This is a genomic window from Sphingomonas aerolata (genome assembly GCF_023935825.1).
Lineage (GTDB): Bacteria > Pseudomonadota > Alphaproteobacteria > Sphingomonadales > Sphingomonadaceae > Sphingomonas > Sphingomonas aerolata.
Genome location: NZ_CP098762.1, coordinates 3,027,919 through 3,054,078, shown reverse-complemented (window position 1 = coordinate 3,054,078; position 26,160 = coordinate 3,027,919). Strand labels below are relative to the sequence as shown.

Here is a 26,160-nt window from a genome sequence, read left to right as displayed (position 1 = left end):
TTTTGTATGCGTCCGGAAGAGAAGAAGAAGCGCCGCGAGGCCGGCTTTACCCTCGTCGAGCTGATGGTGGTCATCGTCATCATCGGCCTGCTGGCGACGATCGTCGCGCTCAACGTGCTGCCCTCGGGCGACACCGCGCGGATCCAGAAGGCGAAGGCCGACATCGCGCAGATCGAGGGCGGGCTGGAGCTCTACAAGTTGCAGAACATGACCTTCCCCAACACGTCGCAGGGGCTGAACGCGCTGGTCACCGCGCCCGCCGGGCTGACCGATCCGTCGCGCTACCAGCGCGGTGGCTATCTCAAGAAGCTGCCGAACGATCCCTGGGGTCGCCCGTATCTCTATGCCTCGCCCGGCACGCATGGCGAGGCCGACGTCTGGACCTTCGGCGCCGATGGCAAGGAAGGCGGCGAGGGGATCGATGCCGATATTGGCAGCTGGCAGTAGGTCCTGGCGTCACGCCGACCGCGGCTTTACCCTGGTAGAGCTGATGGTCGTGGTGACGATCATAGGGCTCGCATCCGCGGTTGCAGTCTTCGTGATGCCCGATCCGCGCGGACGCGTGTTCGACGAGGCGACGCGGTTCGCGGCGCGGACGCGCGCGGCGCATGATTCTGCGATCGTCGAGGCACGTCCGGTCAGCGTCTGGATCACCGGCGGCGGCTATGGCTTCGACCAGCGGCTTGCGGGCGGCTGGACGCCGATCAGCGAGAAACCGATGCGCGTCGAACGCTGGAACGACGGCACGCGCGCGGTGATCGGCGACATGAGCGGCCGCGTCCGCGTGACCTTCGACCCGACCGGGCTGGTCGACCGGCCCGCCATCGTGACGCTCAGCCGCGGCGGCGCGAACGCGACCGTGACGATCGACGCCGATGGCACCGTGCGCGCCGATGCGCGCTGATCCTCATCTTTGCACGCCGATGCGCGCCGAAACCGATCGCGGGTTCACGCTCATCGAGATCATGGTCGCGCTGGCCGTGTTCAGCCTCGCGGCAATGGCGCTCGTCCGGCTGGAGAGCGCGACGATCCGCGGCGCGTCGATCCTCGACGACACGCTGGTCGCCCAGATGGTCGCGCGCAACGTCGCGATCGACGCGGTGACGCAGGCGCAGCCGCCGACCGCGGGGACCGTGACCGGCGCCGAGACGAATGGCGGGCGCCGCTGGGCCTGGACGCGCTCGGTGCGCGCGATGGGCGGATCGTCCGTCTTGCGGATCGACGTGGCGGTCGCGGATCGCGGCGGCGCGGTGCTCGGCCGCCTCACGATGATCCGCCCCGCCCCGCGCCAGACCGCGACGACGGTGTCGACGTCATGACCGCGCGACGCACGGTGCGCTCCGCCGAACACGGCTTCACCCCCGTGAGGCGTTCCGCCGAACACGGCTTCACCCCCGTGAGGCGCTCCGCCGAACACGGCTTCACTTTGGTCGAGGTGATGGTGTCGCTGCTGATCTTCGGCATGATCGCGGCGGCGGGGGTGGCGATCCTGTCGTTCAGCGTGAAGGCGCAGAGTGCGACGGGGACCAAGCTCGACGATCTCGGCGCGCTCACGCGGACGATGTCGATCCTGTCCGCGGATCTCGGCCAGGCGGCGCTGCGGGGCACGCGCGACGAATCCGGCGCGCCCTTGCCCGCCTTCGTCGGCGAGAGCGGGTCGGACGTCGCACCGATGCTCCGCCTCGTCCGCGGTGGCTGGACCAATATCGACGGCGCAGCGCGGTCGAGCACGCAGAAGGTTGCGTACCGGGTCGCGGACGGCGCGCTGCAGCGGATCGCCTATCCGATGGTCGACGGCGCGCCGCCGCTGCCGCCCGCCGTGCTGCTGCCCAATGTCCGCCAGGTCCGGCTGCGCTACCGACTGGGCGGCGCGTGGAGCGACCGCTGGGACGGCGTGCAGGGCGTGCCCTTGCCCGAGGCGATGGAGCTGAGCGTCCAGCGCACCGACGGCCTGGTCTATCGCCAGCTGTTCCTCGTCGGATCGGGCTATGCGCCGCCCGCGCGGGAGGTCCAGAATGAAGCCCCCTGAGCACGAACGCGGCGCCGCGCTGCTGACCGTCCTCATGCTCGTCGCGATCGTCGCGGTGATGGCGGGGGCGGCGCTCGAGAAGCTGCGGCTGTCGACGCGGCTTGCAGGCAATGCCGCGGCGGGGGAGCAGGCGCGCGCCTATGCGCTGGCCGCCGAGACGCTCGCGCTGACGCGGATCGACGCGATGCTGGGGCCCAATGTGAAACGCGTGACGTTGCAGGGCGACTGGAGCGGCAAGCCGTTCGGAATGCCGCTGCCCGGCGGCGGCTTTGCGACCGCGCGCGTGCGCGACGGGGGAAACTGCTTCAATCTCAACAGCCTGGTGAGCGGACGCGCCGGCGCCTATGTCACCGACCCGCTGATGCGGCCGCAATTCGTCCGGCTGATGCGGCTGCTCGATATCCCTGCGCAGGTCGGCGAACAGATCGCCGCGGGCGCCGCCGACTGGATCGACAGCGACCAGGATCAGCAGGCGATGGGCGCGGAGGACGGCGCCTATCTGAACCGCGAGACGCCCTATCGCACCGCGGGCACGCTGATGACCGACCCGAGCGAACTCCGCGCGGTGGTCGGCATGACGCCGCAAATCTATGCGACGCTCAGGCCGTGGATCTGTACATTGCCGGTCGCGCAGGCCGCGCCGATCAACGTCAACACGCTGCTCCCCGAACAGGCGCCGATCCTGGCGATGCTGTTTCCCGACACGATGTCGATCGCGGGCGCGCGCCAGATGATCCTGCAACGCCCGCCGCAAGGGGTCGCGACCACCGACGTGTTCTTCAAGAGCGCGGCGTTGCAGGGCAATTCCAATGCGGATGGCGAACGGGGGACGGCAGTGGTGTCGAAATGGTTCACGCTCGATATCGACGTGACGGTGGGGACGACGGTTTTGCAGGAACAGGCACTGATGGACGCGACGACGCTTCCCGCGCGGCTCGTATCGCGGCAATGGGGCGAGCCATCATGACCACGCTCCTGTTCCTTCCCTCCGGCGCGACCGGCTTTCGCTGGATGCGGATCGCCGACCAGCGCATCGTCGCGCAGGGCGAGGGGATCCCGACCGCCGATGATCGCGGCGACCTGAACGCGGACCACGGCGTCATCGCGGTCGCCCCGGCAGAGGCGGTGACCTTGCACTGGGCCGAGCTGCCGTCGCGCAGCGCCGCACAGGCGACCGCTGCCGCCCGGCTGCTCGCGGCAGAGGCGAGCGCGGCGCCGCTTGGTGAACTCCACGTCGCGGTCGGGGACGAGGGGCAGGGCGACCGGCCGATCGGCGTGGTCGGGATCGAGGCGATGCAGGGCTGGCTGCGGATGCTCGCGGCGGCCGGCGTCGATCCGGTCGCGATGCTCCCCGCACCGATGCTGCTGCCGCGCCCCGACGAGGGCTATGTCCGCGCCGAGCTTGCCGGCGACGCGGTCGTGCGCGGGACATCGACCGGATTTGCCGACGAGCCGGGGCTGACCGCGCTGGTGACGGGCGACACGCCGCCCGTCGCCGTCGAGCCCGCCGCGCTCGAGGCGGCGCTGGCGGCGGCGGTCGCCACATGGCCGCTCGACCTGCGGCAGGGGATGTTCGCGCGGCGGCGGCGATTCGCGCTCGACTGGGCGCTGATCCGGCGGCTGGCGGTGCTGTCGGGGCTGATCCTCGCGGTGACGCTGGCGATCACGCTGGTCCGGATTGCGAAATACAGCTTCGGCGCGGACATGATCGAGGCACAGACCGAACAGGTCGCCCGCTCCGGCCTGCCACGCGGCGAGACGGTGAACGATGCCGGGCGCCAGCTTGGCGAACGGCTGTCGCGCGTGCGCGGGCCGGGGCTGGGCTTCAGCACGACCACCGCCACGATCTTCGCCGTGGTCCAGGCGACGCCGGGCAGCGAGATCACCGCGCTCGACTTCCAGCCGAACGGGACCGTCCGACTGGGCGTCGCGGTCGAGCGTGAGGCGCTGGCGACCGATCTCAGGAGTGCGCTCGAGCGTGCCGGCTTTGCGGTTCAGGCGGGCGTCTTCCAGGCGGCGGCGGGGCGCGTGTCGGGCGAATTCACGATCACGGCAGGCCGTGCAGGCGGGAGCGAGGGCGCATGACCGGGTTGCGGCACTGGTTCGAGGGGCGATCGCTGCGCGAGAAGCGGCTGTTGCTGGTGATGGCGGCGCTCGCGGTGCTGACCCTGCTCTGGGGCGCGGTGATCCGGCCGGTCGGCGATGGTCTGTCGAGCGCGCGCGAACGCCATGCCAACGCCGTGACCCGGCTCGGCGAGACGCAGGCGATGGTCGCGCTGCTCCGCGACGCGCAGCGATCGCGGCCCACGCCGCTGACGGGCTCGCTCGATGCGATCGTGCGGACCCAGGCGGACCTCGCGGGGTTCGCGATCACCAGCCTCGACCAGGAGGGCGCGGACCGGGTGCGGATCGTGATGCCGTCGGCGCGGCCGGGCGCGCTGACCGCGTGGCTGGCGCGGCTCGAGCGCGCGGGCATCCTGGTCGACGCACTGACCATGACCGACAAGGGTGACCGTACGGTGAGCGTGACGATGACGTTGAAGGCGCGCGCCGCATGAGCGACAGCGCACGCTTCGTGGGCGTCGGCGCACGCCGCGTCACGCGGATCCGGTTGCGGACCGGCCCGACCGCGATGTTCGGCGGCATGCTGCTGCTCGCGCTGATCGTGTTTTTGCCGATGCGCGCCGCGCTCGGCTGGGTCGGGATCGAGGATGCGGGGCTCGTCGCGCGCCGCGTGACGGGCACGATCTGGGGCGCGACGCTGACCGATGCGCGGTTCGGCGAGCTGTCGCTCGGCGACCTCCACGCCCGGCTCTCGCCCTTGCCGCTGCTGGCGGGTCGCGCGCGGATCGTGCTGGCCGGGCCCGAGACGGAGGCGCGGCCGCTGCGCGGGTCGGCGAGCGTCAGCCGGCACGGGTTCGGCGTCGACGATCTGACCGCGACGATCCCGACCGGCGCCGTGTTCGCGCCGGTGCCGGTCACCACGCTCGATCTCGACGGCGTGACCGTACGGTTCGCCGACGGCCAGTGCGAGCGTGCCGAGGGGCGGGTGCGCGCGACGCTGGGCGGCGAGGTGGCGGGGATCACGCTGCCGCAGTCGGTCAGCGGGACGCCCAAATGCGAGGGCGACGCGCTCGTCGTGCCGCTCGCCAGCCAGGCGGGGACCGAGGGGATCACGCTGCGGATCGACGGCACGGGCCGCTACCGCGCGATGCTGACGCTGCAGCCCACCGACCCGATCGTCCAGCAGCGGCTCGAATCGATCGGCTTCGTGCGCGGGGCGGGCGGCTATAGCCAGGCGATCGAAGGCAGTTTTTGACGACATTCGACGCGGCGCATGATCGCGGCGCTTGACGGACCCGAACAGCCCGCTTAGGGGCACGGGCCTTCGCGGCGATCGTAGTTCAATTGGTTAGAGCGTCGGCTTGTGATGCCGGATGTTGCGGGTTCAAGTCCCGTCGGTCGCCCCATTATTTTCCCAACTGCTTGGCCTTGCGCCGCTTTGTGCTGGTAAAACCGGCCGGAAAATAATATTTCAGGTTTAAGCAATTTTCTTCTTCCTGATGGAGCCGGCGATGACAGCGGTTTGGGACCTTCCCGATTTCGACGACCATGAGGGCGTTCACGTCTTCACCGATCCGGTTTCGGGTCTCCGCGCCGTCATCGCGCTGCATTCGACCAAGCTCGGCCCGGCGGCCGGCGGCACGCGCTTCTGGCATTATGCGGACAATGGCCGCGCGGTGACCGACGCACTGCGCCTGTCGCGCGGCATGAGCTTCAAGAACGCGATGGCCGGGCTCGAGCTCGGCGGCGGCAAGGGTGTGGTCCTCGCGGCCAAGCCCGGCGACGTGATCACCACCGAACAGCTCGAGGCGTTCGGCCGTGCGGTCGAATCGCTCGGCGGCCGCTACGTGACCGCCGAGGACGTCGGCATGTCCGAAGAGCGGATGAAGGTGATCGCGACGCAGACGCGCTACGTCTCGGGCCTGCCGGTCGCGAGCGGTGCGGCGGGCGGCGATCCGGGGCCGTACACCGCGCTCGGCATCTATCTGGGCGTCAAGGCGGCGGCGCAGCGCGGGCTCGGCGCGACCGACATGAAGGGCGTGCGCGTTGCGATCCAGGGCGTCGGCTCGGTCGGCGGCGGGCTCGCCCGGCTGCTCGCCAGGGACGGCGCGGTGCTGACGCTCGCGGACGTTGACGAGGGCCGCGCGCAGGCGCTGGCGGGTGAGCTCGGCGCGACCGCAGTCCCCGCCGAGGCGATCCTGACGACCGACACCGACATCTTCAGCCCGAACGCGCTGGGCGCGATCCTGACCGAAATGTCGATCGCCGCGCTGAAGGCCAAGGTCGTCGCGGGCGGCGCGAACAACCAGCTCAGCGTCCGCGAGGACGGTGCGCGACTGCACGCACGCGGCATCCTCTATGCGCCGGATTACGTGATCAACGCGGGCGGCATCATCAATGTCGGCCTCGAATATCTCGGCCAGGGCGACGAAGCCGAAGTGAAGGCCCGGATCGCACGCATCCCCGAGCGGCTGATCCAGGTCTGGGACGAGAGCGACCGCAGCGGCGAACCGTCGTCCGACGTCGCCGATTCGATCGCAAAGCGCCTGATCGGCCGTTAAGTCCGGCTCCCTTTCGCGGGGACGGTGACACGGCGGCCCGCTCCCTCTCCCCACATGGGGAGAGGGGCTTTAAGTCCGTCCCGACTTGCCATAGTGGTACACCCAGTGGCCACCCTGCACGCCCTCGCCAATCCCGCGCGTTTCCTGAAGATCGCCAGGCCGCTGACGCCTGCGCTGTTCTGGGCGGGGGTCGCGCTGATCGCGCTGGGCTGCTGGGCGGGCCTGACGCAGACTCCGCCCGACTATCTGCAGGGCGAGACGGTGCGGATTCTCTACATTCATGTCCCTGCCGCCTGGCTCGGCATGGGCGGTTGGAGCGGGATCGCGATCTCCAGCATCATGCTGCTCGTCTGGCGTCACCCGCTGGCCGGTATCGCTGCGCGCGCGATCGCGCTGCCCGGCGCGGTGTTCGCGGCTTTGTGCCTGATGACCGGCTCGATCTGGGGGCGGCCGACCTGGGGAACGTGGTGGCAATGGGACGGGCGGCTGACGTCGATGCTGCTGCTGTTCTTCGTCTATCTCGGCTATATGGCGCTGGCGAAGGCGGATGCGGATCGCGGCGGCGACGGGCGCGTGCCCGCGCTCTACGGTGTGGCCGGATCGGTGCTGCTGCCGATCATCCGCTATTCGGTGATCTGGTGGAACACGCTGCACCAGGGGCCGAGCATCGGGCTGACCAAGTCGACGATCGACGGCGCGATCCTCTGGCCGCTGCCGATCATGCTCGCGGGCTTCACCTTCGTCTTTGCCGGAATCGTGCTGATGCGGATGCGGACCCTGCTCGCCACCGCCAAGGCCGAGGCGCGCATGCGTCGGATGGCCAGAGCGTGAAGGTGCGCGCATGACCGCCTGGCCGTTCGTGATTGCCGCCTATGCCGTGACGCTGGGCGGCGGCGCCGTCGTCGCGCTGCTCAGCTATCTGGCGATGCGGAAGGCGGAGCGATGAAGGCCAAGCATCAGCGGCTCACCCTCGCGTTGCTCGCGCTCGGCGCGGTCGTTGTCGCGGGGCTGCTCGCTTTGGCCGCGCTGAAGGATCAGGCGTCGTTCTTCTACGCGCCCTCCGACGTGAAGCGCGACGGGCTGCCGCTCGGCCGCGCGGTCCGGCTCGGCGGCATGGTCGCGGACGGATCCGTCAAGCGCGCCGCGGACGGCGTCACCGTCCACTTCACCGTCACCGACGGTGCGGCGACTACGCCTGTCGTCTTCGCCGGGATCGTCCCGAACCTGTTCCGCGAGAAATCGGGGGTCGTCGCCGAGGGGCAGTTTCAGCCCGACGGCCGCTTCGTCGCGTCCAACCTGCTCGCCAAGCATGACGAGAAATACATGCCGCCCGAAATGGCGGGCAAGATGCACGAGACCAAGACGCTGGCACCGGACCGCGGTTCATGATCGCCGAAGCCGGACTCGCGGCGCTCTGGCTCGCCGGCGCGCTGGCGGCGCTGCAACTCGCGATGGCGGTGATCGGCATCGCGCGCGGCCGCGACGACGTTGCCGCGGCGGTGCGGCCAGTGGCGATCGTCCAGGGCGTACTCGCCGCACTGGCGATGGCGTTGCTGATCAACCTGTTTCTCAACTCCGACATGTCGGTGAAGCTGGTCGTCGAGAACAGCCATTCGGCGAAACCCTGGCTCTACAAGTTCGCGGGCGCCTGGGGTAATCACGAGGGGTCGATGCTGCTCTGGGTGACGATCCTGGGGCTGGCGGGCGGCGCGGTCGCGATCTTCGAACGTACGCTTCCCGAACGCACCTTGGTCGCAACGCTCGGCGCTCAGGCGACGATCGCGCTCGGCTTCTATGCGTTCCTGCTCTTCTCCTCCAATCCGTTCGCACGGCTGACCCCGGCGGCACCCGACGGGCTTGGGCTCAACCCGCTGCTCCAGGACCCGGGTTTGGCGTTCCACCCGCCGACGCTCTACACCGGCTATGTCGGGCTTTCGGTCGCCTTCTCGTTCGCGGTCGGTGCGCTGGTCACGCGTGACGTCGGGCCGGGCTTCGCCAGGGCGATGCGCCCCTGGGTGCTGATCGCGTGGATCTTCCTGACGCTCGGCATCACCGCGGGCAGCTACTGGGCCTATTACGAGCTCGGCTGGGGCGGCTGGTGGTTCTGGGATCCGGTCGAGAACGCGTCGCTGATGCCGTGGCTTGCGGCGACCGCCTTGCTCCATTCGGTGACGGTGCTGGCGACGCGTGACGGGCTGCGCGCGTGGACGATCATGCTCGCGGTGGTCGCCTTCTCGATGTCGATGATCGGCACGTTCCTGGTGCGCTCGGGCATCCTGACCAGCGTCCACGCCTTTGCGGTCGATCCGGAGCGCGGCGCGTTCATCCTCGCGCTGCTCGCCATCTATATCGGCGGCGCGCTCGCGCTGTTCGCGGCGCGGATCGGTACCGTGCGCGCAGGCACGACCTTCGATCCGGTCAGCCGCGAGGGCGGGCTGGTCGCGAACAATCTGCTGCTGTCGGTGATCCTCGGCATCGTCCTGATCGGCACGCTCTACCCGATCGTCGCGGCGAGCTTCGGCGTGCAGCTGTCGGTGGGCCCGCCCTTCTTCAACAAGGCCGCAGGACCGATCGCGCTACTGCTGGTCGCGGTGATGGCGGTCGGGCCGCTGCTGCGCTGGCGTCGTGACGAGGCGAGGGCGGTCGTCGGCCGGGTCGCGCTGCCGATCGCCGCGACCGTGGTGGCGGCGGTCGCGCTGCTGTTCGTCTGGCCGGGCGTGCTGCCCTGGGCCGGGCTCAGCCTTGCCGCAGGCCTCGCGGTCGCCAGCGTCGCCCCCTTGTGGAAACGCAATCTCCGGCGCACGCCGATGTTCACCTATGGCATGGTCCTCGCGCATCTTGGCATCGCGGTCAGCCTGGCCGGCATGGCGTCGGACAGCGCGTTCACCAAGGAAACGCTGGTCGCGGTGCGCGCAGGCGAAGCAGCGCGCGTGGGGCCCTACAGCGTCACGCTCGACGGGATCTCGCCGGTGATCGGCGAAAACTGGTCCGCGCTCGAGGCGCAGCTAACCGCGACGCGCGGCGATGACAGCACGCGGCTCCACCCGCAGCTCCGCTTCTTCGCCAACCCGCCGACCAGCACCAATGAATCGGCGATCCTGACCGCGCTCGACGGTCAGCTCTATACCGTGCTCGGCCAGCCCGATGGGCAGGGGCGGTGGCAGTTGCGGCTGTGGTGGAAGCCGTTCGTGACGCTGATCTGGTTCGGCGGCGTGCTGATCGCGCTGGGCGGCGCGCTGTCGCTGGTCGGGCGGCTGCGTCGCGAACGGCGCAGCGCAGTCCGGGCGGCCTGGGCATGAAGCGGTTCGCGCTCTGGGCGCCGCTGGCGATCTTCGCCTTGCTGTTCGCGGTGGTGGCGAGCGGGCTGTTCCGGCCGGCGGACAAGGTCGTGCGCTCGGCGATGGTCGGCAAGCCGCTGCCAGATTTCGCGCTGCCCGCGATGGTGCCGGGCAAGCCGGGCCTGACCAGCGCCTCGTTCAAGGGCGGTCAGCCGCGGCTGCTCAACGTGTTCGCCAGCTGGTGCGTGCCCTGCATCGCCGAGGCGCCGCACCTGATGCGGCTGAAGACGATGGGCATCCCGATCGACGCGATCGCGATCCGCGACACGACGCCCGCGATCGCCGGTTTCCTGCGCCGCAACGGCGATCCCTATGCGCGGATCGGCAGCGACACCGCGAGCCGGGTCCAGCTCGCGCTCGGCTCGTCGGGCGTGCCCGAAACCTTCGTGGTCGACGGCCGCGGGATCGTCGTCAAGCAGATCATCGGCGACATCCGCGAGGACAATATCGGCGAGATCGTCCAGGCCGTCAGGGAAGCCCGATGAGCGGGCGGTTGGGCCTTGGGCTGGCGGGAAGCGCGGTGGTCGCGACCCTGGTGTTCTGCATCGCGCCGGCCGCCGCGCAGCCCGTCACGCCGCCCGCGCATTACGCCAATGTCCAGCTCGCCGACCCCGCCAAGGAAGCCTCCGCCAAGGCCCTGATGGAAACGCTGCGCTGTCTCGTCTGCCAGGGCCAGTCGATCGCGGACAGCGATGCCGACATGGCCGCCGACATGCGCGCGCTGGTCCGCGAACGGATCGCGCGCGGCGAGACGCCCGCCTCGGTCCGCGACTGGCTGGTGTCGCGCTATGGCGACTATGTCACCTATGACCCGCCGCTGTCGGGGCTGACCTGGCCGCTATGGCTGGCGCCGATCGCGCTGCTGGCGATCGGCGCGTGGATCGCGCGGTCGAGTTTCCGCCGGAGGACGCGCTGATGGGCTGGCTCTGGCTCGGGATCATCGCAGTCGGGGCTTTCGCGCTGCTGGCGGTGCTGAGGGTCGACCGGCTGTTATGGTCGATGGTCGCCGCCGCGCTGATGCTTGGCGCGGCGGGCTATGCGTTGCAGGGTGAGCCCGAGCTTGCCGGGCATCCGGTCGTGACGGGCACGACGATCACGCCCGATGACGGGTCGATGATCGAGCTGCGCGACAAGATGCTCGAACGCTATACCGGTGCCGCCGCCTATCTGGTCGCGGCGGACGCGATGACGCGGATCGGCGAGCGTCGCGCGGCGGTGAAGGTCCTGCTCGGCGGGATCCGCGTCGCGCCGAAAAGCCTCGTCCTGTGGACCGGGCTTGCCAGTGCGCTGGCCGCGCATGACGGCGATCAGGTCTCGCCGCCGGCGCTGTTCGCGTTCCAGCAGGCGATGCGGATCGCACCGCGCCACCCGGCGCCGCCCTTCTTCCTCGGCCTCGCCTATGTCCGGTCGGGCAATTTCGCGGCGGGACGACCCTATTGGGCCCGCGCGCTCGCGCTGACCCCGAAAAGCGTGTCCTATCACGACGAGATCGCGGTGCGCCTCGCGCTGCTCGATCAGGTCATGGCCGCACAGGACGCCGCACCGGCGAGCTAGTCACCGACGCAAAACGGGACCCGAATCGTCCGGCGCGATGCCGGGGATCCTGGGTCCCGTTCCGTGCCGCAAAAGGGCTTACTGGCCGCGGCCGGTCTTGCCCTGAAGCTCGTCGATCTTCAGCGAGGCATCCGCCTTCGTCAGCGATTCGTCGAATTCCTCATGCGCCTCTTCGGACAGCGTCTTCAGATAGCTGGCCTGTGCCCCGGTCATCTTCTCGTCGCCGGTCGTCCAGTCGTGCGGATCCTTCTCGGCGTTCGAAAAAGGCTCGGACTTGGGGTTCGGGGTGTCGGACATGCGTGAAATTCCTTCCGCCTGTCCAACCCCCGTGTTCCGCATCCGTTCCCGCTTAATTCGACCAAGCTTCGTAAGGTAAACCCAGATCATCCGCGACCGCCTTGTACGCGATCTTGCCCTTGTAGACGTTGAGCCCGTTGGCGAGGTGCGGGTCGGCCTTCATCGCGGCCTCCGCACCCAGATTGGCGAGCTTCAGCGCAAACGGCAGCGTCGCGTTGTTGAGCGCGAAGGCCGAGGTGCGCGCGACCGCGCCGGGCATGTTGGCGACGCAGTAATGGATCACGCCGTCGACCTCGAACACCGGATCCTCATGCGTGGTCGCATGGCTCGTCTCGAAACAGCCACCCTGGTCGATCGCGATGTCGACCAGCACCGAACCGCGCTTCATCGTCTTGAGCATCTCGCGCGTGACCAGCTTGGGGGCCGCCGCGCCGGGGACGAGCACCGCGCCGATGACGAGATGCGCGTTCTTCACCGCCGCCGCGATCGCCGCCTTCGACGCATAGGCGGTCTTGATCTGGCTCGAGAAGAACATGTCGAGCTCGGCAAGGCGATCGTTCGAAATGTCGTAGATCGTCACGTCGGCACGCATCCCGACCGCCATCTGCGCGGCGTTGACGCCCGACACGCCGCCGCCGAGGATCGCGACCTTGGCAGGCGCGACACCGGGGACGCCGCCGAGCAGGACGCCGCGGCCGCCCTGTTCCTTTTCGAGATAATGCGCACCGACCTGCACCGACATGCGGCCCGCGACCTCGGACATCGGCTTCAGCAGCGGCAGGCCGCGGCGATGGTCGGTGACGGTCTCGTACGCGATGCAGGTCGCGCCCGACTTCATCAGCCCCTCGGCCTGCGGCTTGTCCGCGGCGAGGTGGAGATAGGTGAAGAGCAGGTGGCGCGGTTCGAGCATCGCGATCTCGACCGGCTGCGGCTCCTTGACCTTCACGATCATGTCCGCGCCGGCAAACACCGCGGCGGCGGTCGGCAGGATCGTCGCACCCGCGTCGACATAATCCTGGTCCTCGAAGTCGATGCCCGAGCCTGCCTGCGTCTCGACCACGACCTCGTGCCCCGCGGCGACCAGCTCGGCGACCGACGGCGGGGTCAAACCGACACGATATTCGTGATTCTTGATTTCCTTGGGAACACCGACGCGCATCATTTCCACTCCATTATCTTTGACCGCAGTGTAGCGCGCATCGACCGGGAAGGGTTCGCAAAGCCGTCCCGCTGCCCTATCAAATCTGGGAGAATATTGCACTCAGAGACGACGAAGCAGGAAAATTGTGAGCATCGCGATCGAGCGCAGGATCCTGGACCTGCTGGCGGCCAATTCCGACCTGACGAGCGCCGAGCTGGGCGAGGCGGTGGGCCTGTCGCCGAGCGCGGCGCATCGCCGCGTCGCGCAGCTGCGTGAGAGCGGTGCGATCACCGGCTATCGCGCGGTCCTGTCGCGCGCGGCCCGCGGCGATCCGAGCATCGTCTTGGTCAACGTCACGCTGCGCGACCAGCGCAAGGAGACGATGGCGGCGTTCGAGGCGGAGATCGTGCGATGCCCGCAGGTCGTGCAATGCTTCCTGATGAGCGGCGAGGCGGATTACATGCTGCACGTCGAGCTCCGCCGCGGCGAGACGTTCGAGAGGATCCACCGCGAGACGCTGTCGCAACTGCCGGGCGTCACGCGGCTGGCGTCGCATTTCGTGATTCGCGAAGTCGTCACGCGCTGACGTTTTCCTGCGCGCCCAGGACTCCAAGGCCAAGCACGGCAATGCCCGTTACCGATAGCGTCCTGCCTCAGACAGGCGAAGCGGCGTGATCAGCCCCGGTTAATCCACGTTGCCGGCGGCGGCGTTGCCGCTCTCCAACCCCCATGCTAAATGCGCGAGCTTGGGGCACAGGGTGAAATCGGAATTTCGATGATGATTGCTGCACTTCCGGGTCGATTCACCGTCCAGTGAGCGTCGATCCCACAGCCGCGGCGTCGACCGTGCCCCCCGCCGGTCTCGATCCGGATACCGGCCACCATCATGCGGACGGCATGCTGAAACTCGCCTTTGGCGCGATCGGCATCGTCTTCGGCGATATCGGCACGAGCCCGCTCTACGCGTTCCGCGAGACGTTCGCCGGGCACCACAAGCTCGCGCTCGATTCGGCACACATCATGGGCGTCATCAGCCTGATGTTCTGGTCGATGATGATCGTCGTGACGGTGAAATACGTCATCATCATCATGCGCGCGGACAACAAGGGCGAGGGCGGCAGTCTCGCCCTGCTCGCGCTCGTCTCGGGCAAGACCAAGACGCGGCGCTGGAGCAAGGGGATCATCCTGCTCGGCGTCTTCGCGACCGCGCTCTTCTACGGCGACAGCATGATCACCCCCGCCGTGTCGGTGCTGTCCGCGGTCGAGGGGCTCGCGGTCGCCGCGCCGAGCTTCGCCGGGCTCGTCCTGCCGATCGTGATCGCGATCCTGATCGCCTTGTTCTGGGTCCAGAAGAGCGGCACGGCGCGAATCGGCATGGTGTTCGGGCCGATCATGCTGGTGTATTTCAGCGTCATCGCGGTGCTCGGCATCCTCAGCATCATCCAGACGCCAGGCGTGCTCTGGGCCTTCTCGCCGCATTATGCGGTCGAGTTCTTCCTGATCGACCCGACCCGCGCCTTCCTCGCGCTCGGCTCGGTGGTGCTCGCGGTGACCGGCGCGGAGGCGCTCTATGCGGACATGGGGCATTTCGGCCGCCGGCCGATCGGCATCTCCTGGCTGTTCTTCGTCCTGCCCGCGCTGATCCTCAATTACATGGGGCAGGGCGCGCTGCTGTTCCGCGACGGGCAGGCGGCGCTCGTCAGCCCGTTCTACAATCTCGCCCCCGAAAGCCTCCAGCTGCCGCTCGTCCTGCTCGCGACGATGGCCGCGGTGATCGCGTCGCAGGCGGTGATCTCGGGCGCGTTCTCGGTCACGCAACAGGCGATCCAGCTCGGCTTCATCCCCCGGCTGCGGATCGAGCATACCAGTGCCGCGACCGCGGGCCAGATCTACATCCCGCTGGTCAACGGCGCGCTGATGGTGATGGTGATCCTGCTGGTGCTGTTCTTCCGCACCTCGTCGAATCTGACCAGCGCTTACGGCATCGCGGTGACGGGGGCGATGCTGATCGACACCTGCCTGCTCGGTGTCGTGCTGTTCCGCCTGTGGAACTGGCCGAAGATCGCGGCGATCCCGTTGCTCGCGATCTTCTTCCTGGTCGACGGCGCCTATCTGGCCGCGAACCTGACCAAGGTGCCCGATGGCGGCTGGTTCCCGCTGCTGATCGGCCTCATCATCTTCACCTTCCTGACGACCTGGTCGAAGGGGCGCCAGCTGATGATCGACCGGATGCGCGAGGCGGCGATGCCGATCAAGGTGTTCATCGGCTCGGCGGCGAACTCCGCGTCGCGCGTGCCGGGGACCGCGGTGTTCATGACCTCGACTTCCGACGGCGTGCCGCATGCGCTGCTCCACAACCTCAAGCACAACAAGGTGCTGCACGAGCGCGTGATCCTGCTGACCGTCAAGATCGTCGGCCAGCCCTATTGGCCCGCGCACGACCGTGCGGTGCGCGACGAGCTCGGCGACGGCTTCCACCGCCTGATCCTGCGCTACGGCTTCATGGAGGATGCCGACGTCCCCGCCGCGCTGCGCCAGGTGCACAGCTGCGGCGCGGACTTCAAGATGATGGACACCAGCTTCTTCCTCTCTCGCCAGACGCTGCTCGCCTCGGACAAGCCGGGGATGATGCTCTGGCGCGAAAAGCTGTTCGCATGGATGCTGCGCAACGCCGAAAGCGCGATGGAATTCTTCCGCCTGCCGACCAACCGCGTCGTCGAGCTCGGCAGCCAGATCGAGATTTGATCTCAGTCGGTCGGCACCCCGCACCTCCCCGGCGAAGGCCGGGGCCCAGTTGGGAAACGTCGATGGCGGACGTCACACGAAGTTACATCAACCTTTCCAACTGGACCCCGGCCTGCGCCGGGGAGGTATCTGCATGATGGCAAGCACGACCGAAGTCGCCCCGATCATCGTCACCGCGCTGTTCGGCCGCCAGGACACCGCGTTCTTCGACGCGATGCGGCGCGAGCATTTCCCGCCCGAGCGCAACCAGCTCGATTCGCACCTGACGCTGTTCCATCACCTGCCGCCCTCGGGGCTCGACGAGCTCAAGCACCGGCTGAATCAGGAGACGCGCGGGCTGCCGGCGCCGCGGGCGCGGATCGGCGGGCTGATGTCGCTGGGGCGTGGTGTCGCCTACCGGATCGAATCGCCCGAACTGGTCGGGATCCGCGCGCGGCTGGCCGATGCGTTTACGGGGATGCTGACGCCGCAGGACGCGGGCGGCTGGCGTCCGCACGTCACGATCCAGAACAAGGTCAACCCGTCGGTCGCCAAGCTGCTGCTCGGCAATCTGCAGCGCGACTTCGTGGCGCGGGACGTCGAAATCGCCGGGCTCGGCGCCTGGTGGTATCGCGGCGGGCCCTGGGAAGCGATTTCGCGTCACATGTTTGCTTGACCGCCTCGAATCCGCTTCCTATAGGCCGCGCCTCGCAGGGAAGAATGCTTCCCCGCAGACGGTACGGCGAAGTAGCTCAGTTGGTTAGAGCACGGGAATCATAATCCTGGGGTCGGGGGTTCAAGTCCCTCCTTCGCTACCATTTTCAAACACACCGAACGGGTCGTTGACGACCAGGATCGCGTCGCTGCGGGCGAGCGCGAGCAGCGTCAGGCCGTGTGCGCGCGCGTGATCGATCGCGAGACTGGTCGGCGCGGAAATCCCCACCAGCATCGCCACGCCCGCGACCAGTGCCTTGTCGACCATCTCGAAGCTGATCCGCGAGGTGACGAGGATGAAGGCGGGGGGCTCGCTCGACCGCATCGCCAGCCCGCCGACGAGCTTGTCGAGCGCATTGTGGCGGCCGACATCCTCATAGGCGGCCAGTACGGCTCCCGACCGGTCGCAGGCGGCGGCAGCATGGATAGCCCCCGTCGCGGCATTGAGCGGCTGGTGCGCGCGCAGCCCGGCCAGCGCGGCGAAGATCGCGGTGACGGGCACGTCGGGGCGGGGCGGGGTACCCGCCACCGGCTTGCGCAACTGTTCGAGCCCGGAAATGCCGCACAGCCCGCAGGACGTGTCGCTGGTCCGGTGGCGGACGCGGTCGTGGATCCGCCCCCTGCACCGCTCCGACAGGCCGACCCGGACGATCCAGCCCGCCTCCGCCTCGAATACGTCGATGTCGCGCACGTCGTCGGCGCTGTCGGCGAGCCGCTCGGTCAGCAGGAAGCCGGTGGTGAAGGCGGGCAGGTCGGCGGGCGTCATCATCATCACCGCATAGCCAAGCCCGTCGATCTCGATCGCGACGGGCACCTCGATCGCGATCGCGCGCGTACCCGCCGCGACGGCGTCGGGGCGCAGGATAGTGATCGCTTCGGTACGGGCAGTCGTCACAGCGCAGCCATGTCCTCGGGGGTGTTGATGTTCGGGATGGCCCCGTGCGCAGGGATCGGCAAGGCGCCGATCGCCTCGGCCCAGCCGCGCACCGAGCGTCGCGGCGACGATTCGATATGCGCGACCAGCGCAGCGGCGGACGCGGTCTCCCAATGCCCCAGCACGGGCGCATCGGGGCAGAAGGCAGGGGCGCGGCGGGCCAGCGCCGCCAGCAACCCGTCGGGCAGGGCAGGCACGTCGCAGGCGATCGTGAGGACCGAGGTGTAGCCCAGGCCCGCCGCATGGTGCAGCGCACCCGCTATACCCCCCAGCGGCCCCAGATCGGGCCCCGGCAGGTCGCGGATCAGGCCATCCCGGCCCGCGACCACCGCGTCATCGACATGCGGCCCGAGCAGCGCACAGGCGTGATCGGCGAGGCGACGGCCGTCGAGCAGCGCCTGCGCCTTGTCCGACCCGAACCGCGACGATCGCCCGCCCGCCAGGACGACGCCGAGGATCCTGGGCGTGCTCAGCGTGTCTTCTCGATCCGCACCGGCACCGACTTGGCGGCAGGCACATGGCTTTCGCGCGCATGGTGCGCGACCGGCATCAGCAGGTTGCACTCGGGGTAATAGGCCCCGACGCACCCTTCCGGAATCGAATATTCGACGACGCGCAGCTTGTTGAAGCGGCGGTCGCCATTGTCGCCCGCATCGCCGACCAGATCGACGTCGTCACCATCGGTCAGCCCCATGCGCAGCATGTCGCTGCGGTTCATGAAGACGATGTCGCGCGTGCCCTTCACGCCGCGGAACCGGTCGTGATAGCCATAGACGGTGGTGTTGAACTGATCGTTCGACCGCAGCGTCATCAGCCGGAACCGCCCCTCGCTCTCCTCGAACCCGGTGACGTTGAGCGAGTGGGGGACGTTGATCTCCGCCTTGCCGCTTTCGGTCAACCATTCGCGGTGCGCCGCCGGCACGCCCTTCCAGAAGCCGCCGGGGGTGAACATCTTGGCGTTGAAGTCGGAGAACATGTCCGGATAGGTCTCGGCGATCGCATCGCGGATCCGTGCATAGTCGCGCACCCACGCATCCCAGTCGAGCTTCGGATTGGGCGCCAGCGTCGCCTTGGCGATACCCGCGAGGATCGCCGGCTCGGACAGCAACGTCTCCGCGGCCGGCGTCGCCTTGCCCTTCGAGCCATAGATCTTGCTGAACGAATCCTCGACCGAGACGCTCTGCGGCCCTGTGCCCTGCATGTCCGTCTCGATCCGGCCGAGACAGGGGAGCAAATAGCAGGTCTTGCCGGGCAGCAGGTGCGAACGGTTGAGCTTGGTGGCGATGTGCACCGTCAGGTCGATCCCGCGCCACGCCGGTTCCATCCGCGCATGGTCGGGGATCGCGCGGACGAAATTGCCGCCCAGCCCGATGAACGCCTGCGCCTCGCCCTCGAGGACCGCCTCGCACGACGCGACCGTGTCCCAGCCGAGCTCGCGCGGCGGCTCGAAGCCATATTGCTCGGCGAGCTTGTCGAGCGGGGCGAGCTCCGGCTTTTCGGTGATCCCGACGGTACGCTGCCCCTGGACGTTCGAATGGCCGCGGACGGGGCCCATGCCCGCGCCGGGCTTGCCGATATTGCCGCGCAGCAGCATCAGGTTGACGAGCATATGGACGTTGTCGATCCCGCCGACATGCTGGGTCAGCCCCATGCCGTATACCGCGATGACCGCCTTCGACTTGGCATAGACCTTGGCGGCCGATTCGATCTCGACGCGCGACAGCCCGCTCTCATGCTCGATCGTCGCCCAGTCAGTGCCGCGCGCGACGTCCGCGAACTTCTCGAACCCGGTGGTGTGCTCGGCGAGGAAGGCGTGGTCGAGGATGCGCAGCGTGTTGAGTTCACGCGCGCGATCGTCCGCCTCGATCAGATATTTGCACATCCCCATCAGCGCGCCGACGTCGCCGCCGGTCTTCACCTGATGATATTGCGAGGCGATCGGCGTCGACTTGCCGGTGACCATCTCCAGCGGATTCTGCGGATCCTGGAATTTCTCCAGACCGCGCTCCTTGAGCGGATTGAAGACGACGATCTCGACGCCGCGCTTGGCGCAGTCGCGCAGCGGGTGAAGGAAGCGCGGGCTGTTCACACCCGGATTCTGCCCGAAATAGAAGATCGCGTCGCACTTCTCGTAATCCGAGAGGTGGATCGTCCCGACCGCGGAGCCGATCGCTGATTTCAGCCCGACCGAGGTCGTCTCGTGGCACATGTTCGAACTGTCGGGCAGGTTCTGGCTGCCGTACATCCGCGCCATGAGGCTGTACATGTACGAGGTCTCGAGGCTCGCGCGACCCGAGGCGTAGAAGATGACCTTGGTCGGGTCATAGGTCTTGAGCTTCGCACCGATCCCGGCGAACGCCTCGTCCCAGCTGCACGCGGCATATTTGTCGGTGGTCGCGTCATATTTCAGCGGATGCGTCAGGCGGCCGGCCTGTTCGAGATCGAAATCCTTCCAGCCGAGCAGCTCGGTGACCGTATGCTCCTGGAAGAACGCCGGCGTCACGCGGTAGGAGGTCAGCTCCCACGCGGTCGCCTTCGCGCCATTCTCGCAGAATTCGGCGGTATGCGGATGCGCGGGCTTGCCCCAGGCGCAGCTGACGCAGGCAAAGCCCTCGGGCTTGTTCTGCCGCGTGAGTTCGCGCAGCGCCTCGGGGCCGATCTTCTCGCGCGCGGATATCTCCACGAGCGATTTCATCGACCCCCAGCCGCCGGCGGGTGCGGTATAGTCTTCGATCTCGATGGTCCGGTCGTCGCTCATACGTCTCTCCGCTTTTGCTTTCCAACGAAGCGGGGCGGCAAACGATGCACGCCGATTGCGGTGGCGATGGTTCAAATCGCACGCGCCATCGCCTAGATGGGATCCGAAACTCCAAGGATATCACGATGACGACGCACACGACCCGCATGCTCATTCTCGGTTCCGGGCCTGCCGGGCTGTCGGCCGCGATCTATGGCGCGCGCGCCGGGATGGCGCCGATCGTCGTCCAGGGGATCCAGCCCGGCGGCCAGCTGACCACCACCACCGATGTCGAGAATTATCCCGGCTTCAAGGACGTCATCCAGGGCCCGTGGCTGATGGAGCAGATGCAGGCGCAGGCCGAGCATGTCGGCACGCGGATGATGTGGGACACGATCGTCAAGGTCGACGTCAGCAGCCGCCCGTTCCGCCTGACCGGCGACAGCGGCGACGTCTATGAGGGCGAGACGCTCGTCATCGCGACCGGCGCGCAGGCCAAGTGGCTCGGCATCGACAGCGAGGAGCCGATGAAGGGCAAGGGCGTCAGCGCCTGTGCGACCTGCGACGGCTTCTTCTACCGCGGCAAGAAGGTCGCGGTGATCGGCGGCGGCAACACCGCGGTCGAGGAGGCGCTGTACCTCACCAACCATTCGCCCGACGTGACGCTGATCCACCGCCGCGATTCGCTGCGTTCGGAGAAGATCCTCCAGGAGCGGCTGTTCGCACACAAGGGCGTGACCGTGCTGTGGAACAAGGAAGTCCGCGAATTCGTCGACGGCGGCGGCAATGCCGGGCTCGTCGCGCTCGAGCTCGAGGACACGGTGACGGGCGAACGCTCGCGCCTGTCGGTCGATGGCGGCTTCGTCGCGATCGGCCACCACCCCGCGACCGAGCTGTTCCGCGGGCATATCGATCTCGATTCGGACGGCTATATCTCGGTCGAGACCGGCTCGACGCGCACCAGCGTCGAGGGCGTCTTCGCGTGCGGCGACGTCGCCGACAAGGTCTACCGCCAGGCGGTGACCGCGGCAGGCACGGGCTGCATGGCCGCGCTGGACGCGGAGCGGTTCCTGGCGGCGGCGGAATTCGCGGAACTGGCCGAAGCCGCGGAGTAAGCGCGGGGGGCGTGCGTTTGATCCACGCCCCCTCGTTCGCATGATGGGGGAGCGTGCTCTCGCCCCCTCACACCCTCTCGTCATCCTGACGAAAGTCAGGACCCAGAGCCAAGGACGGCGTCGCCCGTAACCCTGGATCCTGACTTTCGTCAGGATGACGAGAGTAGAGGTGCCAGTGTTCCCCTCACACCTTTCGCCATTATGACGGACGGGGGAGTGCCAGCGTCCCCCCACAACCTCCGTCATCCTGACGAAAGTCAGGATCCAGAGCCAAAGACGGCACCGCCCGTAACCCTTGGTCCTGACTTTCGTCAGGATGACGAAGTGGGGGAGGCGGGGGCCTGTGCATCGTCCGTGCGGTCGATCACGGCCCTGAGCTCCGCCTCCAGCGCAACCGCAGCGGAACCAGCGAAGCTGTGCGAATCGGTAGCCAGCCGCACGATCCGCGCTTCGCCGCCGTAACGCGCCGCAAACACCTGCGCCGTCACGTCACCGGTCGCGAGCAGAATGACGACACGCGCCGCCCAGCCATCGATCGCGCCGCAGACCCGGCTCGCAAGGTCGCCCTCGACCGCTCCCGACGCCCGCGACACCCTCACAAGACCCCGGACCAGCTTGCGCAGATCGATCCCACCGCGGATCAGGCTGAGCCACGCGGCCGGATCACGCAGCCGCGCGGCATAGCGCGCGCGGATCGCAGCGGCAGGGGGCAGGTCGTCGGTCGGCGCGATCACCCAGGGGTTGGCGAGCAGCAGCCGGTCGACCCCCGCCGCCCCCCCGAACAGCGCGAGCGCGCTCGCCGCGTCGCAATTGCCGAACCCCACCAGCCTCGTGACCTGCGGCGCGGCGGCGCGGAACGCGGCGGCGGCGGCGACCAGATCGGCCTGCGCCGACAGAAAGCCGCGATTCTCGCCGCTCGAATCGCCGATGCCGCGGCGGTCGTAGCGGAACACCGGCGTACCCCCCGCCGCCAGTCGCCGCGCGAGCATCGCCATGCCACGGTGCGCGCCGCTGCGGATCTCGTTGCCGCCCGACACGATCAGCACGCCGGTAGCGCCCGCCGCCTCGTCGAGCGTCGCGACCAGCGTCTCGCCCTCGCAGGGGACCGCGATCAGCCGGCGCATGCGGCGATCCACCCGGCGATGTCCGCGGCCAGCGTGTCGGAGAGCGTTGCATCGCTGCCCGGCTCCGACCGCCGCCACAGCGGCGCGCCGGGATAGCGCGCATCCGCCGGACGCGGGTCGCTCTCGAGTCGAACCGTTCGCGACGCGTCGCACGGTACGGCGTCGCGCAGATCGGCGAGCAGCGCGGCGGACAGGCTGTTGCCCGCATACCCATCCGCATCGGGCATCGTCGACGCGGCGCGGATCCGGTTCAGGTCGCGCAACAGATCATCACCCGCCTGCGGTGCGAGCCGCCACCGCCCGGCAAGGCTGGCGTCGCAATCGACGAGCGCACCGCTGCGGATCGTCAGCGCGTAAACCGGCGCGTCGAGCGTGCCGACGAGCGTGGCAAAGGCCTGGCGCAGATCGGCCAACCGCAGGTCGCGCGTCTCGACCACACTCTCGTCGGTACCGGGCAGATCAGGCAGGATGCTGCCGATCCCGCGCCTGGCCAGCGCGCGCAGCATTTCGACGAGGAACGCACGCGTGCGGTTCGCCTCCTCGAACAGCGGCAGCACCGCGACGACCAGCGGTCCGGCATCGGGGCCGAAACGCAGCATCGTCTCGCGCCCGCCGGCCCAGTCATAGCGATCGAAGCGGGGGCCGGTCATCCCGGCCGAGGCTAGACCAGCGCCTTGCGCGCCGCAAACTGGACGAGCGCGCCGAACGTCTCGAGCATCTCGCCGTCGATCTCGTCATCCTCGATCAGGATGCCGAGCCGGTCCTCGAGCTCGGTCAGCACGCTTGCCACCGCCATCGAATCGAGTTCGGGGAGCGCGCCGAACAACGGCGTGTCGTCGGTGAATGCCGCGACTCGCTCGGCGCTGAGGCCAAGGATGTCGGCAAGGACGGCGCGGACCGTCGTTTCAACCTGGGAAGTACCTTCGAAGATCACGAGCATCGCCTGAACCGTTGCGAACCGGGCCCCGCTAGCCTGTGGGGGTGAATTCGGCAACGGCTTGGCGCTATGGAGGACCCATGACCTCGCCCGACCCCGTCCCGTTTCCGATCGATCACCTTACGTCGCACGGCGCAGCCGACGACGTTGCGCTGATCGACCGCGCAGGGACGATGACGTTCCGCGACCTCGAAACCGCGGTCGGCACGCTCGCCGGCTGGCTGGCGGGGCAGGGTCTTGCAGAGGGCGCGCGCGTCGCGACCTGGCTGCCCAAGACGCGGGTCGCCAGCGTGATGCCGCTCGCGGCGGCGCGCGCGGGGCTGGTCCATGTTCCGGTCAACCCGCTGCTGCGGCGCGCACAGGTGGCGCATATCCTGGCCGACAGCGGTGCTGTGCTGCTGGTGACGCAGGGCGCGCGCGCGGCGACGCTCGAGCCGGGCGACGTGCCCGCGGACTGCGCAATCGTCGACGAGACCGCGCTCGATCTGCAAGGCGAGGGCGGCCCGGGCCCGTCCGATGCCGATCCGGCGAAGCTCGCCGCGATCCTCTACACCTCGGGATCGACCGGGCGGCCCAAGGGGGTGATGCTGAGCCACGCCAATCTGTCGCTCGGCGCCGTGTCGGTCGCGCACTATCTGAAGCTCACGCGCGACGACCGGGTGCTGGGCGTGCTGCCGCTGTCGTTCGATTACGGCCAGAACCAGCTCTTCTCGACCTGGGCGGCGGGCGCGGCGGTCGCGCCGATCGACTATATGGTCGCGCGCGACGTCGTGAAGGCGGTCGAACGGGTCGGCGCGACGACGCTCGCCGGCGTGCCGCCGCTCTGGGTGCAGCTGCTCGAGGCGGACTGGCCGGCGGAGACCGCGGCGCGGCTGCGGCGGCTGACCAATTCGGGCGGCGCGCTGACCCCGCGGCTCGTCGCAGGGTTGCGCGCGCGGTTCGCCGGCGCGGACATCTACGCGATGTACGGGCTGACCGAGGCGTTCCGCTCGACCTATCTCGACCCGGCGCTGATCGACGCGCACCCCGAGGCGATGGGGCGGGCGATCCCGTTCGCGCAGGTGTCGGTGATCCGGCCCGACGGCACCAGCGCCGCGCCGGGCGAACCGGGCGAGCTGGTGCATGCCGGCCCGCTGGTCGCGCAGGGCTATTGGCGCGATGCCGCGCGGACCGCGCAGCGCTTCCGCCCCGCGCCCGACGGCAACGGCATGGCGGTCTGGTCGGGCGACACGGTGGTCGAGGACACGGACGGGCTGCTCCGATTCGTTGGCCGCGACGACGAGATGATCAAGAGCGCGGGCAACCGGATCAGCCCGCTCGAGGTCGAGGAGGCGGTACTCGCCGGCAACGTAGCCCGCGAGGCGGTCGCAGTCGGCGTGGCCGATCGGCGGCTGGGGCAGGCGATCGTCGTGATGCTCGCGGGCGACGCGGCGGACGAGCCCGCGCTCAGGAGCCGGTTGCGCACCGCGCTGCCGAGCTTCATGCAGCCCGCCGGCTATCTGTGGCGCGACGCGCTGCCGCGCAACGCCAACGGCAAGCTCGACCGGTCCGCGATCGCAGCCGAGGTCCGGGCATGGTCGTCGGCACAGGAACAGGGACAGGCATGATGAAGCCGATGGGGGCGTTGCCGCCCGAATTTGCGCACCAGTCGGGCGCGCTGACGATCGGCGGGCGGTCCGCGGAGGCCTGGGTCGCACAGGCCGGCGACACGCCGCTGTTCGTCTATGACAGCGCCATCGTCGCGGCGCGGATCGCGCGGTTCCGCACAGCGATGCCCGCGATCGACCTGCATTATGCGATCAAGGCGAACCCGCATTCGGAGCTGCTCGCGGCGGTCGCACCGCTGGTCGACGGGCTCGACGTCGCGTCGGCAGGCGAGCTCGGCATGGCGCTGTCGGTCAAGCCGGCGCACGCGATCAGCTTTGCCGGTCCCGGCAAGCGCGACGACGAACTTGCCGCGGCGATCCGCGCGGGCGCGACGTTGAACGTCGAATCGGAGGGCGAGGCCACGCGCGGCTTCGCGATCGGCGCGCGGCTCGGCATCGCGCCGCGGATGGCGGTGCGCGTGAACCCCGATATCGAACTGCGCGGATCGGGAATGCGGATGGGCGGCCGCGCCTCGCCCTTCGGCGTCGATGCGGAGCGTGCGGCGGCGCTGGTGCGCGACATCGCCGCGGCGGGCGCGGACTGGCGCGGGTTCCACATCTATGCGGGCAGCCAGGCGCTCGACGCGGGCGCGATCATCGAGACGCAGGCGGCCACGCTCGACCTCGCCGCACGGCTCGCCGACGCGGCGGGCGTCGCGCCGCCGCTGGTCAATCTGGGCGGCGGGTTCGGCGTGCCCTATTTCGCGAACGACGTCGCGCTCGACGTCGAACGGGTCGGCGCGGCGTTGCACGCGGCACTCGAGACCCGCGCGGCCGTGCTGCGCGACACCCGGTTCGCGATCGAGCTCGGGCGGTGGCTGGTCGCCGAAGCCGGCGTGTACCTGACCCGCGTGATCGACGTGAAGCAGAGCCAGGGCGAAGTCTTCGTCGTGGTCGATGGCGGGCTCAACCACCAGCTCGCGGCAAGCGGCAATTTTGGCACCGTCGTCCGGCGCAACTATCCGCTCGCGGTCGCCGCGCGGATGGGGGAGGCGGCGGCGGCGGACGCAGTGTCGGTCGTGGGACCGCTGTGCACCCCGCTCGACCGGCTCGGCGACCGCGTCGCGCTGCCGCCGGTCGTGCCCGGCGACCTGATCGCGATCTTCATGGCGGGCGCATACGGCGCCAGCGCGAGCCCGGCGGCGTTTCTCGGGCATCCACCCGCGCTCGAGATCGTTACTTCAGTCCAACCCCAGCCATGAGCGTGGCGGCGGGCGGGGTTGCGGAGCGCTCCTAAACGCTATC

General features: G+C 69.0%; 29 protein-coding genes and 2 tRNA genes. 23 read left to right on the top strand and 8 right to left on the bottom strand.

Features of this window, described 5'->3' with window-relative positions; genetic code table 11:
* Window positions 1–6 precede the first annotated feature (6 nt).
* The 16 genes from gspG to NEF64_RS13775 all read left to right on the top strand — a co-directional run bounded on the left by gspG (window position 7) and on the right by NEF64_RS13775 (window position 11,546).
* On the top strand, window positions 7–447 hold the full coding sequence (gene gspG / locus NEF64_RS13850) for a type II secretion system major pseudopilin GspG (RefSeq protein ID WP_031395041.1): 441 nt from the start codon (window positions 7–9) through the stop codon (window positions 445–447).
* On the top strand, window positions 422–904 hold the full coding sequence (locus tag NEF64_RS13845) for a GspH/FimT family pseudopilin (RefSeq protein WP_082446543.1): 483 nt from the start codon (window positions 422–424) through the stop codon (window positions 902–904). Before gspG ends, NEF64_RS13845 begins: the two co-directional genes overlap by 26 nt.
* Before the next feature lie 19 nt (window positions 905–923).
* A complete protein-coding gene (gene gspI / locus NEF64_RS13840) occupies window positions 924–1,319 on the top strand; it encodes a type II secretion system minor pseudopilin GspI (RefSeq protein WP_056405501.1) in 396 nt (131 codons plus the stop codon).
* Window positions 1,316–2,029, top strand: coding sequence for a type II secretion system minor pseudopilin GspJ (gene gspJ / locus NEF64_RS13835; protein WP_082446545.1), 714 nt, complete (start codon window positions 1,316–1,318; stop codon window positions 2,027–2,029). Before gspI ends, gspJ begins: the two co-directional genes overlap by 4 nt.
* Window positions 2,016–2,996, top strand: coding sequence for a type II secretion system minor pseudopilin GspK (gene gspK / locus NEF64_RS13830; RefSeq protein ID WP_037532276.1), 981 nt, complete (start codon window positions 2,016–2,018; stop codon window positions 2,994–2,996). Before gspJ ends, gspK begins: the two co-directional genes overlap by 14 nt.
* Window positions 2,993–4,114 carry a type II secretion system protein GspL gene (gene gspL / locus NEF64_RS13825; RefSeq protein WP_056405502.1) on the top strand — a complete coding sequence of 374 codons (1,122 nt, stop codon included), beginning with the start codon at window positions 2,993–2,995 and terminating at the stop codon, window positions 4,112–4,114. The genes gspK and gspL overlap by 4 nt, the downstream gene beginning before the upstream one ends.
* Window positions 4,111–4,587, top strand: coding sequence for a type II secretion system protein GspM (gene gspM / locus NEF64_RS13820; RefSeq protein ID WP_037532937.1), 477 nt, complete (start codon window positions 4,111–4,113; stop codon window positions 4,585–4,587). Before gspL ends, gspM begins: the two co-directional genes overlap by 4 nt.
* The gene (gspN, locus tag NEF64_RS13815; protein ID WP_056405503.1) at window positions 4,584–5,348 is read left to right on the top strand and encodes a type II secretion system protein N; all 765 of its coding nucleotides are present in this window, start codon (window positions 4,584–4,586) and stop codon (window positions 5,346–5,348) included. Before gspM ends, gspN begins: the two co-directional genes overlap by 4 nt.
* A 74-nt stretch (window positions 5,349–5,422) precedes the next feature.
* A tRNA-His gene (locus NEF64_RS13810) sits at window positions 5,423–5,499 on the top strand.
* A gap of 105 nt (window positions 5,500–5,604) precedes the next feature.
* Window positions 5,605–6,654, top strand: coding sequence for a Leu/Phe/Val dehydrogenase (locus NEF64_RS13805; protein ID WP_056405669.1), 1,050 nt, complete (start codon window positions 5,605–5,607; stop codon window positions 6,652–6,654).
* Window positions 6,655–6,759: 105 nt separating this feature from the next.
* Window positions 6,760–7,485 (top strand): heme ABC transporter permease CcmC, encoded by a 726-nt coding sequence (ccmC, locus tag NEF64_RS13800; protein WP_031440724.1) that lies wholly within the window; start codon window positions 6,760–6,762, stop codon window positions 7,483–7,485.
* Window positions 7,486–7,596: 111 nt separating this feature from the next.
* Window positions 7,597–8,043 (top strand): cytochrome c maturation protein CcmE, encoded by a 447-nt coding sequence (ccmE, locus tag NEF64_RS13795; RefSeq protein WP_056405504.1) that lies wholly within the window; start codon window positions 7,597–7,599, stop codon window positions 8,041–8,043.
* Window positions 8,040–9,953 carry a heme lyase CcmF/NrfE family subunit gene (locus NEF64_RS13790; RefSeq protein WP_056405505.1) on the top strand — a complete coding sequence of 638 codons (1,914 nt, stop codon included), beginning with the start codon at window positions 8,040–8,042 and terminating at the stop codon, window positions 9,951–9,953. The genes ccmE and NEF64_RS13790 overlap by 4 nt, the downstream gene beginning before the upstream one ends.
* Window positions 9,950–10,477: a redoxin family protein gene (locus NEF64_RS13785; RefSeq protein WP_031440727.1), complete on the top strand. Its 528-nt coding sequence runs from the start codon at window positions 9,950–9,952 to the stop codon at window positions 10,475–10,477. The genes NEF64_RS13790 and NEF64_RS13785 overlap by 4 nt, the downstream gene beginning before the upstream one ends.
* On the top strand, window positions 10,474–10,908 hold the full coding sequence (locus NEF64_RS13780; protein WP_056405506.1) for a cytochrome c-type biogenesis protein: 435 nt from the start codon (window positions 10,474–10,476) through the stop codon (window positions 10,906–10,908). The genes NEF64_RS13785 and NEF64_RS13780 overlap by 4 nt, the downstream gene beginning before the upstream one ends.
* Window positions 10,869–11,546, top strand: a complete 678-nt coding sequence (locus tag NEF64_RS13775; protein WP_235516284.1) for a tetratricopeptide repeat protein — start codon at window positions 10,869–10,871, stop codon at window positions 11,544–11,546. The genes NEF64_RS13780 and NEF64_RS13775 overlap by 40 nt, the downstream gene beginning before the upstream one ends.
* A 78-nt stretch (window positions 11,547–11,624) precedes the next feature.
* Here the strand turns inward: NEF64_RS13775 and NEF64_RS13770 are convergent, their stop codons facing one another.
* Together NEF64_RS13770 and ald are read right to left on the bottom strand one after the other, a co-directional pair.
* Window positions 11,625–11,843 carry a DUF3072 domain-containing protein gene (locus NEF64_RS13770; RefSeq protein WP_056405507.1) on the bottom strand — a complete coding sequence of 73 codons (219 nt, stop codon included), beginning with the start codon at window positions 11,841–11,843 and terminating at the stop codon, window positions 11,625–11,627.
* A 52-nt stretch (window positions 11,844–11,895) separates the two neighbouring features.
* The gene (gene ald, locus NEF64_RS13765) at window positions 11,896–13,002 is read right to left on the bottom strand and encodes an alanine dehydrogenase (RefSeq protein ID WP_056405671.1); all 1,107 of its coding nucleotides are present in this window, start codon (window positions 13,000–13,002) and stop codon (window positions 11,896–11,898) included.
* A gap of 127 nt (window positions 13,003–13,129) precedes the next feature.
* On the opposite strand from ald, the gene NEF64_RS13760 reads away from it, so the two are divergent.
* From NEF64_RS13760 to NEF64_RS13745, 4 genes are all read left to right on the top strand, one after another.
* Entirely contained in the window at window positions 13,130–13,570 is a 441-nt protein-coding gene (locus tag NEF64_RS13760; protein ID WP_082446547.1) for an Lrp/AsnC family transcriptional regulator, read from the top strand.
* Window positions 13,571–13,881: 311 nt separating this feature from the next.
* Window positions 13,882–15,729, top strand: coding sequence for a potassium transporter Kup (locus tag NEF64_RS13755; RefSeq protein WP_107932838.1), 1,848 nt, complete (start codon window positions 13,882–13,884; stop codon window positions 15,727–15,729).
* Between the two features lie 136 nt (window positions 15,730–15,865).
* Window positions 15,866–16,384, top strand: a complete 519-nt coding sequence (locus NEF64_RS13750) for a 2'-5' RNA ligase family protein (RefSeq protein WP_056405672.1) — start codon at window positions 15,866–15,868, stop codon at window positions 16,382–16,384.
* Window positions 16,385–16,449: 65 nt separating this feature from the next.
* A tRNA-Met gene (locus NEF64_RS13745) sits at window positions 16,450–16,526 on the top strand.
* On the opposite strand, the gene fdhD is transcribed toward NEF64_RS13745, so the two are convergent.
* Genes fdhD through NEF64_RS13730 form a run of 3 tightly spaced genes read right to left on the bottom strand, consistent with a single transcriptional unit; the run spans window position 16,505 to window position 20,114 of the window.
* Window positions 16,505–17,317 carry a formate dehydrogenase accessory sulfurtransferase FdhD gene (gene fdhD, locus NEF64_RS13740; protein ID WP_056405673.1) on the bottom strand — a complete coding sequence of 271 codons (813 nt, stop codon included), beginning with the start codon at window positions 17,315–17,317 and terminating at the stop codon, window positions 16,505–16,507. The two genes, NEF64_RS13745 and fdhD, sit on opposite strands and share 22 nt — an antisense overlap.
* Entirely contained in the window at window positions 17,314–17,919 is a 606-nt protein-coding gene (mobA, locus tag NEF64_RS13735; RefSeq protein ID WP_320466367.1) for a molybdenum cofactor guanylyltransferase, read from the bottom strand. The genes fdhD and mobA overlap by 4 nt, the downstream gene beginning before the upstream one ends.
* Complete coding sequence (locus NEF64_RS13730) at window positions 17,826–20,114, bottom strand: FdhF/YdeP family oxidoreductase (RefSeq protein ID WP_252573869.1); 2,289 nt, start codon at window positions 20,112–20,114, stop codon at window positions 17,826–17,828. Before NEF64_RS13730 ends, mobA begins: the two co-directional genes overlap by 94 nt.
* 125 nt (window positions 20,115–20,239) lie before the next feature.
* On the opposite strand from NEF64_RS13730, the gene trxB reads away from it, so the two are divergent.
* A complete protein-coding gene (trxB, locus tag NEF64_RS13725) occupies window positions 20,240–21,208 on the top strand; it encodes a thioredoxin-disulfide reductase (RefSeq protein ID WP_056405510.1) in 969 nt (322 codons plus the stop codon).
* A 311-nt stretch (window positions 21,209–21,519) separates the two neighbouring features.
* Here the strand turns inward: trxB and NEF64_RS13720 are convergent, their stop codons facing one another.
* Genes NEF64_RS13720 through NEF64_RS13710 form a run of 3 tightly spaced genes read right to left on the bottom strand, consistent with a single transcriptional unit; the run spans window position 21,520 to window position 23,272 of the window.
* Window positions 21,520–22,332 (bottom strand): hydrolase 1, exosortase A system-associated, encoded by an 813-nt coding sequence (locus NEF64_RS13720; RefSeq protein ID WP_056405511.1) that lies wholly within the window; start codon window positions 22,330–22,332, stop codon window positions 21,520–21,522.
* Window positions 22,320–22,982, bottom strand: coding sequence for a hypothetical protein (locus NEF64_RS13715; protein WP_056405512.1), 663 nt, complete (start codon window positions 22,980–22,982; stop codon window positions 22,320–22,322). The genes NEF64_RS13720 and NEF64_RS13715 overlap by 13 nt, the downstream gene beginning before the upstream one ends.
* Before the next feature lie 11 nt (window positions 22,983–22,993).
* Window positions 22,994–23,272 carry an acyl carrier protein gene (locus NEF64_RS13710; RefSeq protein WP_031441379.1) on the bottom strand — a complete coding sequence of 93 codons (279 nt, stop codon included), beginning with the start codon at window positions 23,270–23,272 and terminating at the stop codon, window positions 22,994–22,996.
* A gap of 77 nt (window positions 23,273–23,349) precedes the next feature.
* On the opposite strand from NEF64_RS13710, the gene NEF64_RS13705 reads away from it, so the two are divergent.
* Window positions 23,350–24,876, top strand: coding sequence for an acyl-CoA ligase (AMP-forming), exosortase A system-associated (locus tag NEF64_RS13705; RefSeq protein WP_252573867.1), 1,527 nt, complete (start codon window positions 23,350–23,352; stop codon window positions 24,874–24,876).
* On the top strand, window positions 24,876–26,117 hold the full coding sequence (locus NEF64_RS13700; RefSeq protein WP_056405675.1) for a pyridoxal-dependent decarboxylase, exosortase A system-associated: 1,242 nt from the start codon (window positions 24,876–24,878) through the stop codon (window positions 26,115–26,117). The genes NEF64_RS13705 and NEF64_RS13700 overlap by 1 nt, the downstream gene beginning before the upstream one ends.
* Window positions 26,118–26,160 lie beyond the last annotated feature (43 nt).